Genomic DNA, 17,369 nt, shown 5'->3' with positions numbered 1-17,369 from the left:
GTTCCTTTATCCTCCATACATATCGTGATTAACTTCTGCCTGATAATAACTGTTTATCGTTGCCGGGGCATTATACAGGGCAGTCAGAAGATAGGCTTTAATATTCCCAACCTTAGTTGTATTCCGGTTCAGACAGAACAGCACATATTCGATATGTGAATAATTCAGTTTCATAAACCTGCTTTTCACCAAAGCAACTGGTTTTTCTACTCCTGCAATCCGAATCATACTGTCCTCCGGCATCATCATAACTTCAATTATCAGTTCTACCAGTTCATCTACATCTTCTTTGGCATGATATTGATAATCTATGTTTTCATGAATTACTTCACGATATGCTCTCATCTCCTCCATCACATCTTTTTTCCTTTTGGAATTACCTGATGTGATTGGATAAGATTGATTTATCTCAGTTTCACTAATATCAGTCTTGTTAATATCAGTATTATTAGATTGTGATTTCGGGCATTCTGGATTTGTGATTTCCACTATTCTGGAATGATGATTTTCACTATTTTGGAATTGTGATTCTGGAAATTCTGGATTTGTGGTTTCCACCATTCTTGAATTGTGATTTTCACTATTCTGGAATTGTGATTCCCCATAATCCTGAATTGTGGTTTTCACTACTCCTGAATGATGATTTTCACAATTCAGAGAAATGCCTGTTTTCCCCTTGTTTTCTGCTTCTTGTTGCAAATCTGCACATTCCTTATGTCTTTCCTGTTTCGATTGCAAATCTGCATTTTTTTTATGATCTTCCTGCTCAGATTGCAGATTTGCACAATTACCTGTCGGCTTTTGATCTGGAACCTCTCTGATCATAAAATTTTTCACATAAATAACATTCGGTTTTCCCAGTCCCAGACGTTTCTTCTCTATCAATCCAATCCCATTACTGCTGTCCAGCTCTTTTACCAGTTTCACTGCCTTTTGAGTTCCGCAGTTCATCAACTCTGCAATTTCTTCCACAGTGAAAATAATGTATACTCTGTCCTCTGAATCCAGCCATCTGTTCTTAATGCTCAGGCTCATACGGTCTAGCATCAGACCGTATAATACCTTTGCTTCACAAGAAAGAGTTTTAAAGCATGATTCGGTAAACAGCACTTTAGGGACACGATAAAAGCTGTATTGTTCCGCTTCCATCCCCGTAAAATAATCAAACTGTATCTTCTGCATCTGCTACTCCTTCTTTGTTTTCTTTCCATTTATCCAAAAGCATAAAAATGACTTCTTCTATCTGTTCTTTAGAATATGTCTCCGGAAAATAATTTCCAATTTTCTTTGCCGGAATCGTCACATTGATCTTACTGCTTTCCTTTTTTAATAAAACAGCATAGATATAACTCTGGTTTAATTTTCCATTTGCACTGCATTCTTTTAACTGTTCTGCCTGTTGTTTTGTCGGAAAAATGCTGCTGTTGGTAATCACTTCCAGAAGCCACTCCTGTTCCTCTGGCTTCAGATAAGACAGCTTTTCTCCCACAATCATAGGAATTTTATTATTGTCCACATATTCCAGCAAAGCATCTGATAATGCCGCCAGACGGATATATCTCTGCACAGTTCTTCCACTGTCCCCTGCGGCTTCCCCAACCATATCTGCTGTATATTTCTCACCTTTACTTCCCTGATGCTTCATTGCATCATATTTCATCTTATAGGCATGAGCTTTCTCACTTGGCAGTAGATTTTCACGCTGAATGTTGGAATCGACCATAATAATGACCGCTTCATCATCCGTATAATTTCGGACAAGAGCTGGCAATGTAGTCTTTCCACACAGTTCACAGCCTCTTTTTCTTCTATGCCCGGAAATCATCTCATATCCGCCATCTGGTCGAGGTCTTACCAATGCAGGAGTCAAAACACCGTATGTTTTAATGCTCTCTACGGTTTCTGCCATTTTTTCATCATCGTTTACATGGAACGGATGATTTTTAAAAGGATAGAGCTTTTCCAGTTCTATTTCCATAACCTGGTTCATACTCTTTTCCGGTGATTCTTCTAATCCCAGTAACTCATCATAAGAGGTAAGCTGAATCTCTTTTTTCGGTCTACGCATGTTTCAACACCTCCTGAACCAGTTCCCTGTAACTGTCTGCCCCTTTGCTTTTTCCATCATAAGCAAATATGCTTACACCTTCAGATGCTGTTTCTGCAAGGCTTTCCGTTCTTGGAATCGTCTGCTCAAAAATCTTAATATCATCTCCATATGTGCTTATGATTGCCTGCTTATTTCTCTTTGCATTGTTGTAACGGCAATTATCCATTGTGAACAAAATGCCTTCTATCTGCAATTCCGGATTAAACCTCTGGTGGATTCCTTTTACCACTTTCAATAGTTCCATAAGTCCATCTGCCGCATAATATTGTGGCTGTACCGGAATCAATACACTGTCCGCTGCACTCAACGCATTGATTGTCAGCATTCCCAGGGATGGCATACAGTCAATCAGAATATAATCATATTCATCCTTCAGCAGTTCCAGATACTCTTTCAGTACTTTTTCCCTATCCTCAACAGTAAATAAGGACATATCCATTCCGGCAAGCAATTTATTGGACGGAATCAGATCCATCCCTTCTTCATGGTGCAAGACTGCTTCCTTTGGATCAAACTCCAGTCCCATGATGATATTTTCCATCATACTCTTTAAAGTCACTTTGAGATTTTTGGGAAATCCCAGTCCCATTGTCAGATGCCCCTGTGGATCTGCATCTACCAGCACTACTTTTTTCCCATTCTTTGTCAATCCGGCTCCCAGATTGATGGTTGTCGTTGTTTTGGCTACTCCGCCCTTCTGATTTGCAATAGCAATTACTTTACACATATACTTTCCTCCGATTTACTGTTTTTCTTCTACTTCTACATAAACACGAAAATATTTACTTGTTCCTTTATTTGCGTAAGCATCAGATATTTCCAGGACATCCAGTTCCTTATGCTTTTCCAAAATACGGCGAAACCATTGAATGTCCCTCAAAGTACCCTGTAATCTAATTTTCAGCATATATATCCTCCCAGTCTTTGTAAAAGCAATACTCTGGATAACGGATTTTAATGGCTTCCCAGAAATACCGGGCATATCCACAGCAAAACAGATCCTCTACGGTATAACACTGACATTCTTTCAACTGATCTTCTTCTGCTTCGTAATCTCCGACACTTGGTGTTCCATTACAATACAGGTTAAATGCCATACGGACAATTCGTAAACTTCCACTGGTCTGCCACCCTTCCTGCAGGCATTCCGTTTTTACACATCCAGTTTTAAAATTATAGATTTTATTCACATTATTTCTTGTGTCCCTGTCGATACCCAGGCAATAAACCAAAGCCCGATGGTAAACATCCTGATATCTGCATTTTTTCAGATATTCCTCATAAAATTTTTCGTGTTCCCTGCTCTTGAAAGTAATTGTGCGAGAATTGCTATTCTCTGCTCTTAACGCTGTGTTTGTCATTTTCATTCTCCTCCTGAATTTTTAATATTTTGGTATAAAAAAGACACTCCATTTCTGGAATGCCCTATAAAAAATAGGGACACCCGCTTTTAACAAGTATCCCTATAATCTATCAATGATCTGATAGCTCTCTATTCATTTTCATATTCAAGATTCTTTGTGTTCCCCGTCCCGAGGTCTAACGCAACAACAACGGTTACTTTCTTCACAAGGCTCTTTTCTTTGTGATTTTCACCTATTTTTCTGAAACTGAAAAACTCCACAAAGTGCGTAAATTCAAGGATTTCTACATATTTTTCCTTTGTAGCAACACCACAGTCTCCACATGGCACGTCATCGGGAATTGGTCAACCCCTCGGACTTTCTTTACTTCATACCCCAGCTCCCCAAGCACCTTCACATCTCGTGCCAGCGTTGCGGAATCGCAGGATACATACACGATGCGGTCCGGCTGCATGCTGGCCATGGTGTGGAGGAGGTTTTCTTCGCAGCCTTTTCTCGGCGGATCGACGACGATGACGTCCGCGTGGGCGTGTTCGCCCGGGTGGTCTTTGGCGTACTGTTCGTAGTAGGCCGGAAGAATCTCTTCCGATTTTCCAACGAAAAATTCAGCGTTTTCGATCTCGTTGATTTTCGCATTGTTCTTCGCATCCGCAATTGCCTCCGGGACGATTTCGACGCCGTAGACTTTTTTGGCTTTCTGCGCGAGGAACAGGGAAATCGTTCCGATGCCGCAGTAGAGATCCCAGACCGTCTCATTTCCGGTGAGACCTGCATATTCCAGGGCAAGACCGTACAGCTTTTCCGTCTGCGCCGGGTTGACCTGGTAGAAGGACAGCGGGGAGATCCGATATTTTACGGTTCCAATATAGTCTGTGATATACCCCTGTCCCCACAGGCAGCGGATTTCTTTTCCCATGATCACATTGGTCCGCTCACGGTTTACGCTTAGGGTAATGCTTGTCATGCCTTCGAATTCTGTCAGCGATTTGATGAGTTTCTCCTCGGCCGGCAGTTTCTTTCCGTTCACAACGAGACAGACCATAATCTCTTTCGTCATAAATCCAAACCGGATCAGCACATGGCGCACCAGGCCTTTGCCGGTCTCCTCGTTGTATGCCGGAACGCCGTTCTCCTCCATCCAGGCAAGAATGCGGTTCAGAATCTCCTCGTTCTGCTCCACGCCGAGATAACAGTTCCGGTTTTCCATGATCTGATGCGTTCTTCCCGCATAAAATCCCGTAATCAGCTTTCCATTTCTATCCTGCCCGATCGGAAACTGGGCTTTGTTTCGATAGCGGAACGGATTTTCCATCCCCACGATCGGCTCCATCGGGATCTCCGTCATGCCGCCGATGCGCTGGAGATTTCCGGCGATTTTCTTCTCCTTAAAGCGAAGCTGCTCCGCATAGTCGAGCATCTGCAACTGGCATCCGCCGCACGGACGTGCAACCGGGCAGACCGGCTCGACGCGGTGTACGGACGGCTCGATCAGGCGCATCAGGCGCGCGTAGCCGTAATTTTTCTTTGCTTTGATCACTTTTACCTCGGCAAGATCGCCGATGACGGTGTCCTTGACAAAGAGGGTATAGCCCTCGCATTTGCCTATACCCTCTCCGTCGTGTCCCATATCTTCAATTTTCACCGTCAGTACATCATTTTTCTGATAGCTCATGAAAAGTCTCCTGTTCTGCGGATGTTGGACTCAAAGAACCGGTTGTAGCCAAGCCACTCATTGCCGGCCGGCGCTGCGTCAAACAGCTCGGTCAGGGTTTCCATTTTGGCATCGGCATTGTCCGCCAGGTTCAGCGCTACCGCCTCTACCATTGCCGGTTTTTTCGGGGAACCGTATTCCAGCTCGCCGTGGTGCGCCAGAATGCAGTGCTTTAACTGATTCTCGAGTTCCTGTGGGAAACCGTCGATCTTCTGCGCCGCATCGTGTACCATCTCCGCACCGATCATGATGTGGCCGAGCAGCTGTCCGTCATTGGTGTAATCGTTCTGCGGGAATAAGGAGAGTTCTTTCGTCTTTCCGATATCGTGCAGAATTGCTGCCGTAATCAGCAGATCGCGGTTCAGAATCGGATACGATTTTACCATAAAATCGCAGAAACGGGTGACACTTAACGTATGCTCTAAAAGGCCGCCGACGAATCCGTGATGCACGCTTTTTGCTGCAGAGCTCATGCGGAACCGTTTTGCGGTCTCCTGATCCTGGATAAAATAATACGTCAGCAGTTCGGAGAGATACTGATTTTTCACCGTTCCGATCCAGGAGAGCAGCTCCTGATACATCGTATTGATGTCGTAACGGCTCGTTGGCAGATAGTCCGCCGGATTATATTCGCCCTCTTCCGCTTTTCTTGCATTTTTAATGGAAACCTGAAGTGCTCCATTAAAACTGGAAACATCTCCCATAATATCTACATAATCCAGTGCTTCAAATTCACGGATTCCCATAGAATTCGGATCCCAGATTTTCGCATCGATCGTACCGGTTTTATCCTGTAAGATCACGTTTTCGTACTGTTTTCCGTTTTTGGTAACAGCCGACTGTTTATGTTTGCAGAGATAAATTCCGGAAATGCGGTTTCCTTCCCGGAGTTCGTTGATATACTTCATAAAAATAAATCCTCTTTTTCTAAAATAAATGCGGACACAGTGTTCCGTTTTTGTTTCTATGATGCCGTTTTTATGATGCAAAGCCTGTGCTCCTGCATGCCTTACCAATTCTACCAGATTTTCCTGCAGAATGCACGTATTTTTTCATCCGCCATTGAAAAACCATTCGAAAAGAAAAGCTTCCGGAAGCCCCACCGGCTAAAACCGGCTTTTTCTGCTCCCGAAAGCCTCTGTTTTTTATACTTCCCCCATCGTCACATCAAACGTCATCTCCGCATACCCTTCGGCGCCTTTCCGCATCGCCGTCACGGTAACCACGTCTCCTGTGCTGTATTTGCCAAGCTGTTCATGGTACTGTTTGATCGTCTCAACCTTGTGCTCCCCGAGCTTTACAATCACATCGTACTCTTTCATGCCCGCCATCATCGCCGGAGAATCGTCTGCGACGCGGCTGATGAGAACGCCTTTTGGAATGCCGGTTTTATCGGAAAGTTCTTCTGTGACATCCTGTCCGCGGATGCCGATATACGCGCGGCTCACGTTGTTGGAAAGATTTTCGATCAGCTTTTTGATCTGGGAAATCGCAATGCCCGTCACCACGTTGTTTCCCTTGGCACTGTAACTCTGCGCAATAATGCCGACGATTTCGCCGTCAAGATTTACCAGAATGCCGCTGCCGTCCGTGCTGCCGAGGATGTCGGTGGTCAGCAGATTGTACTCATTGTCCAGCGCGGAAATCTTGTTCGTAACCGAAGTCACCACACCGTACGCAATCGAATTGCTGTAGCCGACCGGGCTTCCGACAGCCACGACCGGGTCACCCTGGCTGACGAGATACGAACTGCCGAGCGGCGCAACCGCAAGACCGTCCCGTGTTTCCTCATCCAGCTTCGATTCATCCACCTTCACAATCGTAAGGCCGGTGCTCGGATCGTGGCGCTGGTATGTGGCATCCACCATCGTCTCGTCCCAGAAGGTGACCTGAATCCGCTCCACATTTTCCACGATGCGGTATTCCGTCAGAATAAAGAGATCCTGCCCATTGTCCGCAACAATCAGACCGGAAATCTGCTGCTGGTTTTCATAGTTCTGGTTAAAATAGTCCATCTGATTGGTAATGCCGATGACAGTAACCAGCGCTCGTTTTGGTTTTTCCGTTACTTCCAGCATATCCTGGTAGAGCGCTTCATAATTTTTCAGGCTGCTGTCCTTTTCCTCCGCATCCGTTTCCCCATCGACACTGGAAACCTCGCTGCCCTCCTCCGGCTCTTCGGAAGTGCTGCTTTCCGTTCCCCCTGCCGCTCCGTTCTCCTCTATGCTTTCGGAAACCGTACTTTCGGATACACTGCTTTCTGAAGTACTGCTATCCACTGTAGAACTGCTGATTTCCGAACCGGAGCCGCTGCTGTCTACCGACGCACTCGCCGAAGATGCGGTAATTGTCTCATCCGGCTCCTGTCCGCTGTTTGGATCCTCATCTCCCGGGATATCCACTTTCGCCGGCGGCTCTTCCCTGGTAACTGCTTCTGCAATCTTTGGCTCTGTCACCGCAAATACCGCGGCCGCAACCAGACCGCCAAGCGCCGCAAGTGCCAGCCATCCGGCAATCAGAAGAACAATCTTTTTCCAGTCGGGCGGCTGCTTTTTGATGCTCTCTTTCATGAATTTGTAAGGTTTTGGGTCATTTTCCATACATTTCTTTCTCCATACATCTGTATTCCATACCGAACTGCTCTGCGCATATGCGCTTCCGCAATCTTCACATATACAAAAAACTTTACCAGATAGATATGAACATTTTATGAAGACTGTTACATTTTTTTCTCATTTGCGCAACATCCTGCATTTTCTCGTTCTTGGGGTTTCTTTCTTTTCTTTTTTAAGGTATAATTGGGGGAGTGGAAAAACCTGTGACCCACATTCCACTTCCGGTCTGTACTTCCCGTGCAGATATATGATCAGATCGCTACTGTTCACTCAGCAGTGAAACACTTGCTGTTTCGCTGCGTAAGAAAGTGATTCAGGTGTGAGCAGCCCTCCTTTTGCGAAGCAAAACTTTAAATGAGGGCTGCGAATGTTACAGTTCGCAGGGTACCTGTGAACTGTAACATCAGATCCGTGCGGTATTGCATCAAAAATACCGCGTTATCTGTAGACAATGACTGAATTATGAATTACGAAAAGGTAAGTATTATGAATCAGAAAGCATTAAAAACGCTCGAATACGACAAAATTATCGAACAACTGGCTTCGTATGCCAGTTCTCCGCTGGGCCGGAAGAAATGTCTGGAGCTCGTTCCTTCTTCTTCCCTCTCCCAGATTACGCGGATGCAGCACGAGACACACGACGCGCTCACCCGGCTCTTTAAAAAAGGCCACATTTCCTTTGGTGATGCCAAAGATATCCGCGGCGCATTAAAGCGTCTCGAAATCGGCAGCTCCATGAACATCACGGAGCTTCTGCAGACCGCCGCACTTCTGGAAAACACGGCACGCGTCAAAGCGTACGGCCGCCGCGAAAATGCGGACCAGACGCCGGACAGCCTCGAAGATCTCTTCGAAACACTGGAGCCTCTGACGCTGCTTTCCACGGAAATCCGCCGCTGTATTCTCTCCGAGGATGAAATCAGCGATGATGCAAGCCCGAATCTACGCCGCATCCGTCGTTCCATCAAATCGTGTGAGGAAAAAATCCACAGCCAGTTAATCTCGCTCGTCAACGGTTCCTACCGCACGTATCTGCAGGATGCCGTCATCACGATGCGCGACGGCCGCTACTGTATCCCGATCAAATCCGAGTACAAAGGCCAGGTTCCTGGCATGGTACATGACCAGTCCTCGACCGGTTCCACCTTCTTTGTCGAGCCGATGGCCGTTGTCAAACTGAACAACGATATCCGTGAGCTGGAAATTGAAGAAGCAAAAGAAATCGAGGTCATCCTCTCTACGTTGAGTGCCCAGGCAGACCTGCACCGCGATGAGATCCGTTACGACCTCGAAAACATGGTAGAGCTTGACTTCATCTTCGCGCGCGCCGCTCTTGCAATGGAGCAGAACGCCAATGAGCCGATCTTCAACACCGAAGGTAAAATCCACCTGCGCAAGGCACGCCACCCGCTGATCAATGCGAAAAAAGTCGTTCCGATTGATCTGTCGCTCGGCGAAGATTTCGACCTTCTGATCGTCACAGGACCGAATACCGGCGGTAAAACGGTTTCCTTAAAGACGGTCGGACTCTTAACACTGATGGGCCAGTCCGGACTTCACATTCCGGCACTCGACCGCTCCTCCCTTTCCGTTTTCGACGAGGTTTACGCCGATATCGGTGATGAGCAGAGCATCGAGCAGTCGTTGAGTACCTTCTCCTCCCACATGACGAATGTGGTTTCCTTCCTCGACAAGGCAGACCGCAATTCCCTCGTCCTGTTCGATGAGCTCGGCGCCGGTACCGACCCGACAGAGGGCGCGGCGCTTGCCATCGCGATCCTCTCTACGCTCCACGAGCGCGGCATCCGCACCATGGCAACGACACACTACAGTGAACTGAAAATCTATGCCTTATCCACACCGGGCGTGGAGAATGCCTGCTGTGAATTCGATGTCGAGACTTTAAGCCCGACATACCGCCTGCTCGTCGGCGTTCCTGGAAAGAGTAATGCGTTTGCGATTTCCAGCAAACTCGGCCTGCCGGACTACATCATCAACAAGGCAAAAGACGAAATCAGCGAGCAGGATGAATCGTTTGAAGACGTTCTGACCACTCTCGAGCAGAACCGGATCACGCTGGAACGCGAAAAAGAAGAGCTTGCCCGCACCCGCGCGGAAGTCGAATCCCTGAAGCAGAGCCTTGCCAAGAATCAGGAACAGATCGACGCAAGAAAAGAAAAGATGATCTCCGATGCAACCGAGGAGGCACAGAGAATTCTCCGCGAGGCGAAGGAATACGCCGACCAGACGATGCGCGATTTCCAGAAATTTGGAAAAGAGAATGTTTCCGTCCGCGAAATGGAGCAGAAACGTACCGCTCTGCGTGAAAAAATGAACAAGCTCGATAAGAAAAAGGCGAAGGAAGTGCCGAAGCGCACCGGAAATCTCCGCCCGCAGGATCTTCATCTCGGCGATGCCGTCAAAGTCTTAAGCATGAATCTCAAAGGTACTGTCAGCACCCGCCCGGATTCGAAGGGAAATCTCTTCGTCCAGATGGGTATCATGCGGACCAAAGTGCATATCTCCGACCTTGTGCTGATCGACGAGGCTGTCATCACCGGCCCGTCCATCTCCTGCACAAGCAGCGGAAAATCGAAGCTTTCCAAGGCTGCCACGATTTCTACCGAGATCAATCTGCTCGGAAAAACGGTGGATGAAGCGGTTGCCGAACTCGACAAATATCTCGATGACGCTTATCTCTCCCATCTGCCGAGTGTCCGCGTTGTCCACGGAAAAGGAACGGGCGCACTGCGGAAAGGCATTCACAATTATCTGCGCCGCCAGAAACACGTAGCGGACTTCCATTTAGCGGAATTTGGCGAGGGCGATGCCGGCGTTACGATTGTTACGTTTAAGAAATAAAAACTCAGGAAAATATGGGACGGAACGCATACTGTATGCGGTTCCGTCCTGTCCCCAGTGAAGGAGAATCTTTTATGGCTTCCAAACAGAAAATTCTGATCGTCGATGACGATAACAATATCGCAGAACTGATTTCTCTCTATCTGACCAAGGAATGCTATGACACAAAAATTGTAAACGATGGAGAAGAGGCTGTCCGGGAGTTTCACTCCTTCCAGCCGAACCTGATTCTGCTCGACCTGATGCTGCCCGGCATGGACGGCTACCAGGTCTGCCGCGAAATCCGGCACGATTCCGATGTTCCGATCATCATGCTCTCGGCAAAGGGCGAGGTGTTCGACAAAGTCCTCGGCCTGGAACTCGGCGCGGATGACTACATCATCAAACCATTTGATTCCAAGGAGCTCGTTGCCCGTGTGAAAGCAGTGCTGCGGAGATTTCAGCCATCACGCACGATCCCGGTGTCCGCGACCGCAGGAAAATGTGTCGAGTACCCGGATCTTATCATCAACCAGACGAACTATTCCGTCATTTACCAGGGCCGCACCGTCGATATGCCGCCGAAGGAACTGGAGCTTCTCTACTTCCTTGCTTCCTCACCAAACCAGGTCTTTACGCGAGAACAGCTCCTCGACCATATCTGGGGCTATGAGTACATCGGCGATACCCGCACGGTAGACGTTCATATCAAACGTCTCCGCGAAAAAATCAAGGACCATTCCTCCTGGGCCATCACGACGGTCTGGGGCATCGGTTACAAGTTTGAGGTTAAAAAATAATGCGACGCACGCTTTACCGGAAATTAATTCTCATTTATGTCATTCTCGCCATTGCCGGCTTTACGCTGATCTCAACGGTCGGCTCCCGCATGGTGGAGGACAGTCTGGTCTCCAGCGCGAGCACCAGTCTGTACCGGGAGGCCACGCAGATCGCTTCCAAACAGGGCGACCTTTATTACCACAGTGAGCGTTCCCTGACGGATCTTTACAATTCGCTCAGTGCACTGGCTTCCTATCACAATTCCCAGATCTGGCTCATCAGCGCAGACGGGGAAATTCTGCTGAACACGGCAGCTGCACTCGATGAGGAAAACCCGGAGATCATCGACGGTTTTGATCCGGTTGCGCTCGGCAGCGAGTATTACAGCACGGGAACGTTTTTCGGCTATTTCGAAGACAAGATGCTGAGCGTCATGGTTCCCGTCACCTCCGATTTCCGGATCAATGGCTATGTCGCCATCCACCTTCCGCTGCAGGACGTCTATCAGCAGAGGGAAAGTCTGCTGGCACGGATTGATTTTCTGTTCCTGCTCGTGTTCGGACTCTCGTTTGTGATTCTGATTTTTTTCTCCCTCGTCGTGTACCGGCCGCTGAAAAAGATCATCAACGGTGCAAAGGAGTATGCCTCCGGCAACCTGACCCACAAAATTGATGTTAAATCTCACGATGAGATGGGGTATCTCGCTTCCACGCTGAACTACATGTCCGGCGAGCTGAACAAGACCGGCGAATACCAGCGGAAATTTGTGGCGAACGTCTCTCACGACTTCCGCTCACCGCTGACCTCGATCAAAGGCTATGTGGAGGCAATCCTCGACGGAACGATTCCGCCGGAAATGCAGGAAAAATATCTGAAAATCGTTCTGTTTGAGACAGAACGGCTGCACAAGCTGACGCAGAGCCTGCTGACGCTGAACGACATCGACGATAAAGGGAATATTCTCGATCTGACCTCGTTTGACATCAACGCCGTCATCAAGGATACCGCCGCTTCGTTTGAGGGAACCTGCACAAAAAAGCGGATTTCCATTTCACTGATCCTCGCATCGCGCACCTTATACGTCTGCGCCGATATGGGAAAAATCCAGCAGGTGCTGTACAATCTCATTGATAATGCAATCAAATTCAGCAACAACGATTCCACCATCACAGTTGAGACAACGGAGAAGCACGGTAAAGTCTTCGTCTCCGTCAAGGACACCGGCTGCGGCATTCCAAAGGCAAGCATCACGAAAATCTGGGAGCGCTTCTACAAGCTCGACGCCTCCCGCGGCAAGGACCGCAAAGGAACGGGACTTGGGCTTTCGATCGTCAAAGAGATCATCACTGCGCATAACCAGAATATCAATGTCATCAGTACAGAGGGCGTTGGTACCGAATTTATCTTTACACTCGCCAAAGGCGAAGCACCAAAATAAGCCCCTCCGCCGAGGGGCTTTTTTGCCAGACATATCAAACTAACTCTGGAGGTAATTTTCACTATGAACCCAAACACCATTGATTCCATCATCAAACAGCTCATTGCATCCCACACCACCATTTCCACCATGGAAAGCTGCACTTCCGGCCTGATCGCCTCCCTGATCACCGACACCGAAGGCGCCTCTGCCATTTTCCCCGGCGGCTACGTCACGTATCTGAACGAAACCAAAGTCCTCGTCGGCGTCGACCCTTCCGTCATCGAAATCCACGGCGTCTACTCCCCCGAATGCGCCGAAGCCATGGCCCGCACAGTACAAGAAAACCTGCACACCGCCATCGCCATCGGAATCACCGGCACAACCGGAAATCTCGACCCCAACAACGCTGACAGCGTACAGGGCGTCGTCTACTTCTGTATTTTATACAAAGCCCAAGCCCACACCTTCACCTTCCAGACCAACGTCTCCGGCATGACCCGCCACGAAATCAAACAGCTTTACGCCGAGCAGGTCTTCGCCGAATTGGAAATGATCTTAACTTCTTCCTTATAAAAAGAATGCAGCTCCCTCTTTTCTTCCGGAAGCTGCATTCTTTTTATTCCCATTCAATAGAATCCATTACTTTCTGCATTGCTGTCATGACTTTTGCGGACAGATATGCGGAAGGCAATTTCTTTTTGGAATATGCCCATACAGGGTCATTTTGTGTTTCTGTTATCAATAAGTCTGTAAAAAACCGTTCCCAGCTTACAAACTTTGCACTTTCAATATAGTTTTCTGGTTCCGCCAAAATTTCTTTCTGGCTTTTTCCAGGAATAACACCCGCTGTAAGGATCATCCATTCAAATGATTCCGGCGCATATAAAGCTCCGCCATACGTTTTCAAATACGTAACAACATCCTTCGCCTCCGCTCCAAACGCAGCTCCGTCTACAATCACCAGTATCCTATCTTCTGCTTTTTTTCTTTCCTGCAAAGTAGAAATAATATTTGATTTTCCCTTCGCCGAAATACATGGAATTTCTTTTTTATCTGCCAAACTTTTGAAAAAATCATATCCCGAATTCGAATCCTCTGTAATTACAAATTCCGGTGTAACTTTTTGACCTTCTGTAAAATCTCCGTAAATGCGATAAATTTCGTTATATGTCTGTTTCGCCTCATGAAATTTTCCTGACTTACGAAAGCCATAGATTTCATTCATACTGTATGGAAGCATTGGCAGCTTTTCGCGTGTTGCAATCACGAAATAATGTTCCGACTGCTGTACAGCTCTGGCAAAGTTTTTCGTATATAAAAAACGTTTTCCCTCATCAATGAAAAAAATACATGGCGAGGCTTCCTGTATGGTTCTTTCCCAATCTTCATTTTCTATCGTTCTGCATTCACAATCACAGGATACCTGAACACCGCTGTCTGCCCCGTATCTTCTGTAATCACGAATCAGCTCCATTAAAACCGTTTTCCCGGATCCGCTGTCTCCTGTCAGAATCGTAATATTTCTTTTCACCGTAAAATCATATTTTACTTTTCTTGATTCAACGATAATTCTATGTGACCCTTTCATCCGTTTTACTCCTGCTTCATTTCATTCAAATATTTACTTGCAATCGGTATCAGTTCCTTCATAGAATGTACAATTTCTCCGCCATTTTTAATTTTTATTTCAAACACCGTATCTTTTCCAAAATCCATCATATGCCGTAAATTAATCGTCACATCTTCTCGTTTTCCAATTTCCAGAATCCATTTTGCACAATTATCTCCGCAAGTAGATGCATTGAAAATTTTTTCCGGTTCATTTAGTATTAACAGCAGTGTCTTCACACCACCAGACAAGCGTTCCGGCGGAATCTGTCCAAGAACCGGACTCTGAATACATTCGCTGCTCAGAACTTCAGAATCATCCACCTCTCGAACAATCTGTTTTGCAAGTTCCGTCTCAAACCACTCCGGTTCATACGTATTTTTAAAATAAACATTGGTATTATAAACACAATTTGATTCATCACCATAAATAATGGTAAGCATTCGATTCCCTCCATCCCGCTGATATGAGTTTCTTGATGTCACTTCCGTTCCATGATACAATGTTCTTATCAAAAACTCAAGTTAAAGAATGGAGATGCTCCCATGAAACAGACCAAAAACCTCCCCTTGACCCTCAACATCGTCACCGCCCTCCTCCTCGCCGCGACCGCTTTTTTTATCTATCTCCACGCCGCAGCCCACACCGATCTCTCTCTGACGCTGGCTATCACCTTCGCGACCACCACCTACCACTTCGCCATCCGCCTCCTGACCGGTTTCGTTTTCCAGCATACGATGAAAAACCGTGCCGATCTCACCCGCTCCTGGTACCAGCTCCGCCCCTTCGAGCAAAAGCTCTACCGCACTCTCCGCGTCAAAACCTGGAAAAACAAACTCCCCACCTACTACCCTGACCTCTTCGATCCATCCCTCCACACCCTCCCCGAAATCGCCGGCGCCATGTGCCAGGCTGAACTCGTCCACGAAGTCATCATCCCCTTAAGCCTCCTCCCCATCCTCGCCTCCCACTGGTTCCACGCCTTCCCCGTCTTCCTCCTGACCTCCCTCGCCGCCTCCCTCTTCGACCTCCTCCTCGTCATCACCCAACGCTACAACCGCGACAGGATTCTTCGAATCCTGAACCATAAGAAATCAAAATAACCCTATTCAACACAAAAAAAGACGCAACGACTTTCCAAAGCCTTACGTCTTTCACCCTTTTTACTCAGCCGAGCACAGCAATGGCGTCCCCCGCCACTACGTAGTCAGGGACTCCGGGCCGTCTACCTCCACTCATGCGTCCGCAAATGCCCCGCGAGCTGCATATGGCCAAAGTTATTCTGCCGCAGCGCCTCGTATAGCACAATCGCCACCGAGTTCGACAAATTCAGCGACCGAATATCATTAATCATCGGAATCCGCACTGCTGTCTCCTGGTTGTCGTACAGAATGTCTTCCGGGATTCCTGCGCTTTCTTTTCCGAACATGATGAAGCAGTCTTCCTCGTAATGCACATCCACATACGTCTGCGGCCCCTTCGTTGTCGCATAGTAAATCTTCGCCCCCGGATTTCTCTCCAGAAAATCCTCGTAACTCTCATACACCGTCACATCCAGCTTCGGCCAGTAATCCAGCCCCGCGCGCTTCACCGCCTTGTCCGAAATATCAAACCCCAGCGGCTTAATCAGATGCAGCCTCGTCCCCGTCGCCACACACGTCCGTCCGATATTACCTGTATTTGCCGGAATCTCCGGCTCATGAAGAACAATATTCAAATGTGCCATTTTATCAATCACTCCTGTCGTATATTTAAGCCTTATCTGCCAACCCGGTACATCTCATCCATCTGCGGCTTATCCAGATACCGGACCTCTTCCCCGTTCCGGAGAATCCTCTCCTTCCCGGATGTCGTCCGCCCAATCACCGCCGATGGAATCCCTTCGAGTGCCATTTTCTGCACCAGCCCCTCGCCGTCCGCCGCCGCAATCAGCAGCGCCCCCGTCGAAAGCATCTGATACGGATTCACCCCGAAAAACTCACAGATCTCCACCGTCTCCTGCTGGATCGGAATCCTCTTCAGCGCCACATCAAGCCCGATACCCGCGCCGTCCGCCATCTCCCAGAGCGCCCCGAAAATCCCGCCCTCCGAGAGATCCTGCATCGCAGCCGCACCGTGCCCGATCGCAATCTCCGCCTCACGGCAGACAGAGTAATCCTCCGAAAAATCCGCCGCCCCATGGATAAATCCCGGAGAAAATCTCGTCAGAAGCTCATCCCTTCTTGTCTTTGCCAGATAAGACACCGCGCCAAGCGCAATCCCCTTCGTCACGACAAGATCCAAATCCGCTGTCACACACGACGGATCAAACAGCCCCGCACGCGTTGTCCCGCCTGCCGCCGTCACGGTAAGCACCGGATACAAAACCCCGTCCGTCACCTCCGTATGCCCACCGATCACCGCAGTTCCATACCGCACACACGCACCGTCAACCGCCCGCATCAGCTCCTTTAAATTCTTTTCTTCCATCGCCTCCGGCAGCATCAGCGACACCAGCACTCCTTTTGCCGATGCCCCCGCCGCAGCCATACTGTTGCACACCCGGCAGACCGCGAGCACCGCGTCCTCCGGATCCTTCACCAGCACCGGCGCACACGAAAACACCTGCGTCTCCTTTTCTCCTGCAAGTGCCGATACCCCGCGTCCGACCGCCGGCCCCGCTGCGTCCTCTCTTTTCTGCCCCAGCATCTTAAACACCGAGCGCACCAGCACGCTCTGCTGTAATTTACCCTTTCGCATCCCTTGTCCTCCTCGAACTTCCTGTTTCAAACGAAAAAGCAGACGGAATCCGTACTCCTTTTCCCTCTGCTTTCCCATTTTTCACGGAAAATGTTACAATTCACTGGTTCCCAGCGAATTGTAACATTCGCAGCCCTCATCTAAAGTTTTGCTTCGCAAAAGGAGGGCTGCTCACACCTG

17 protein-coding genes are annotated in these 17,369 nt (G+C 48.2%); 5 read left to right on the top strand and 12 right to left on the bottom strand.

The features are described from left to right. Positions 1-6 precede the first annotated feature (6 nt). The 8 genes from DW915_RS04035 to DW915_RS04000 all read right to left on the bottom strand — a co-directional run bounded on the left by DW915_RS04035 (position 7) and on the right by DW915_RS04000 (position 7,785). Positions 7-1,182: a DUF6017 domain-containing protein gene (locus DW915_RS04035; protein WP_118741640.1), complete on the bottom strand. Its 1,176-nt coding sequence runs from the start codon at positions 1,180-1,182 to the stop codon at positions 7-9. Beyond that, entirely contained in the window at positions 1,163-2,068 is a 906-nt protein-coding gene (locus DW915_RS04030) for a ParB/RepB/Spo0J family partition protein (RefSeq protein ID WP_117801605.1), read from the bottom strand. Before DW915_RS04030 ends, DW915_RS04035 begins: the two co-directional genes overlap by 20 nt. Continuing rightward, a complete protein-coding gene (locus DW915_RS04025; protein ID WP_004612804.1) occupies positions 2,061-2,837 on the bottom strand; it encodes a ParA family protein in 777 nt (258 codons plus the stop codon). The genes DW915_RS04030 and DW915_RS04025 overlap by 8 nt, the downstream gene beginning before the upstream one ends. 15 nt (positions 2,838-2,852) lie before the next feature. Continuing rightward, positions 2,853-3,017 (bottom strand): hypothetical protein, encoded by a 165-nt coding sequence (locus DW915_RS15870; protein WP_182448590.1) that lies wholly within the window; start codon positions 3,015-3,017, stop codon positions 2,853-2,855. Next, the gene (locus DW915_RS04020) at positions 3,004-3,471 is read right to left on the bottom strand and encodes a DUF6075 family protein (protein WP_044987252.1); all 468 of its coding nucleotides are present in this window, start codon (positions 3,469-3,471) and stop codon (positions 3,004-3,006) included. Before DW915_RS04020 ends, DW915_RS15870 begins: the two co-directional genes overlap by 14 nt. Before the next feature lie 286 nt (positions 3,472-3,757). Further along, a complete protein-coding gene (gene rlmD / locus DW915_RS04010; RefSeq protein WP_118741638.1) occupies positions 3,758-5,146 on the bottom strand; it encodes a 23S rRNA (uracil(1939)-C(5))-methyltransferase RlmD in 1,389 nt (462 codons plus the stop codon). Then, positions 5,143-6,093: a 3'-5' exoribonuclease YhaM family protein gene (locus DW915_RS04005; protein WP_055228015.1), complete on the bottom strand. Its 951-nt coding sequence runs from the start codon at positions 6,091-6,093 to the stop codon at positions 5,143-5,145. Before DW915_RS04005 ends, rlmD begins: the two co-directional genes overlap by 4 nt. Positions 6,094-6,330: 237 nt before the next feature. After that, entirely contained in the window at positions 6,331-7,785 is a 1,455-nt protein-coding gene (locus tag DW915_RS04000) for a S1C family serine protease (protein WP_118741637.1), read from the bottom strand. 501 nt (positions 7,786-8,286) lie between these two features. Here DW915_RS04000 and DW915_RS03995 point away from each other — a divergent pair. From DW915_RS03995 to DW915_RS03980, 4 genes are all read left to right on the top strand, one after another. Then, positions 8,287-10,662 carry an endonuclease MutS2 gene (locus DW915_RS03995; RefSeq protein WP_118741636.1) on the top strand — a complete coding sequence of 792 codons (2,376 nt, stop codon included), beginning with the start codon at positions 8,287-8,289 and terminating at the stop codon, positions 10,660-10,662. A 74-nt stretch (positions 10,663-10,736) separates the two neighbouring features. Continuing rightward, positions 10,737-11,441: a response regulator transcription factor gene (locus DW915_RS03990; protein ID WP_118697660.1), complete on the top strand. Its 705-nt coding sequence runs from the start codon at positions 10,737-10,739 to the stop codon at positions 11,439-11,441. Next, the gene (locus DW915_RS03985; RefSeq protein ID WP_118741635.1) at positions 11,441-12,859 is read left to right on the top strand and encodes a sensor histidine kinase; all 1,419 of its coding nucleotides are present in this window, start codon (positions 11,441-11,443) and stop codon (positions 12,857-12,859) included. The genes DW915_RS03990 and DW915_RS03985 overlap by 1 nt, the downstream gene beginning before the upstream one ends. Positions 12,860-12,922: 63 nt before the next feature. After that, complete coding sequence (locus tag DW915_RS03980; RefSeq protein ID WP_022461605.1) at positions 12,923-13,414, top strand: CinA family protein; 492 nt, start codon at positions 12,923-12,925, stop codon at positions 13,412-13,414. Positions 13,415-13,457: 43 nt separating this feature from the next. Here the strand turns inward: DW915_RS03980 and DW915_RS16025 are convergent, their stop codons facing one another. Together DW915_RS16025 and DW915_RS03970 are read right to left on the bottom strand one after the other, a co-directional pair. Next, positions 13,458-14,066: a hypothetical protein gene (locus tag DW915_RS16025; protein WP_243033781.1), complete on the bottom strand. Its 609-nt coding sequence runs from the start codon at positions 14,064-14,066 to the stop codon at positions 13,458-13,460. 368 nt (positions 14,067-14,434) lie between these two features. Further along, positions 14,435-14,893 (bottom strand): DUF4869 domain-containing protein, encoded by a 459-nt coding sequence (locus DW915_RS03970; RefSeq protein WP_055220627.1) that lies wholly within the window; start codon positions 14,891-14,893, stop codon positions 14,435-14,437. Between the two features lie 102 nt (positions 14,894-14,995). Here DW915_RS03970 and DW915_RS15620 point away from each other — a divergent pair, with 102 nt between their 5' ends. Beyond that, a complete protein-coding gene (locus DW915_RS15620; RefSeq protein WP_147398415.1) occupies positions 14,996-15,553 on the top strand; it encodes a hypothetical protein in 558 nt (185 codons plus the stop codon). A 122-nt stretch (positions 15,554-15,675) separates the two neighbouring features. Here the strand turns inward: DW915_RS15620 and trmL are convergent, their stop codons facing one another. Continuing rightward, complete coding sequence (trmL, locus tag DW915_RS03960; protein WP_055220623.1) at positions 15,676-16,176, bottom strand: tRNA (uridine(34)/cytosine(34)/5-carboxymethylaminomethyluridine(34)-2'-O)-methyltransferase TrmL; 501 nt, start codon at positions 16,174-16,176, stop codon at positions 15,676-15,678. Between the two features lie 32 nt (positions 16,177-16,208). Then, positions 16,209-17,189 (bottom strand): AIR synthase-related protein, encoded by a 981-nt coding sequence (locus DW915_RS03955; protein ID WP_158581016.1) that lies wholly within the window; start codon positions 17,187-17,189, stop codon positions 16,209-16,211. Positions 17,190-17,369: the final 180 nt, after the last annotated feature.

The organism is Blautia sp. AM42-2 (assembly GCF_003480245.1).
Taxonomy (GTDB): domain Bacteria; phylum Bacillota; class Clostridia; order Lachnospirales; family Lachnospiraceae; genus Fusicatenibacter; species Fusicatenibacter saccharivorans.
The sequence above is the reverse complement of the archived record's forward strand: the minus strand, read 5'-3'. Positions and strand labels throughout refer to the sequence as shown.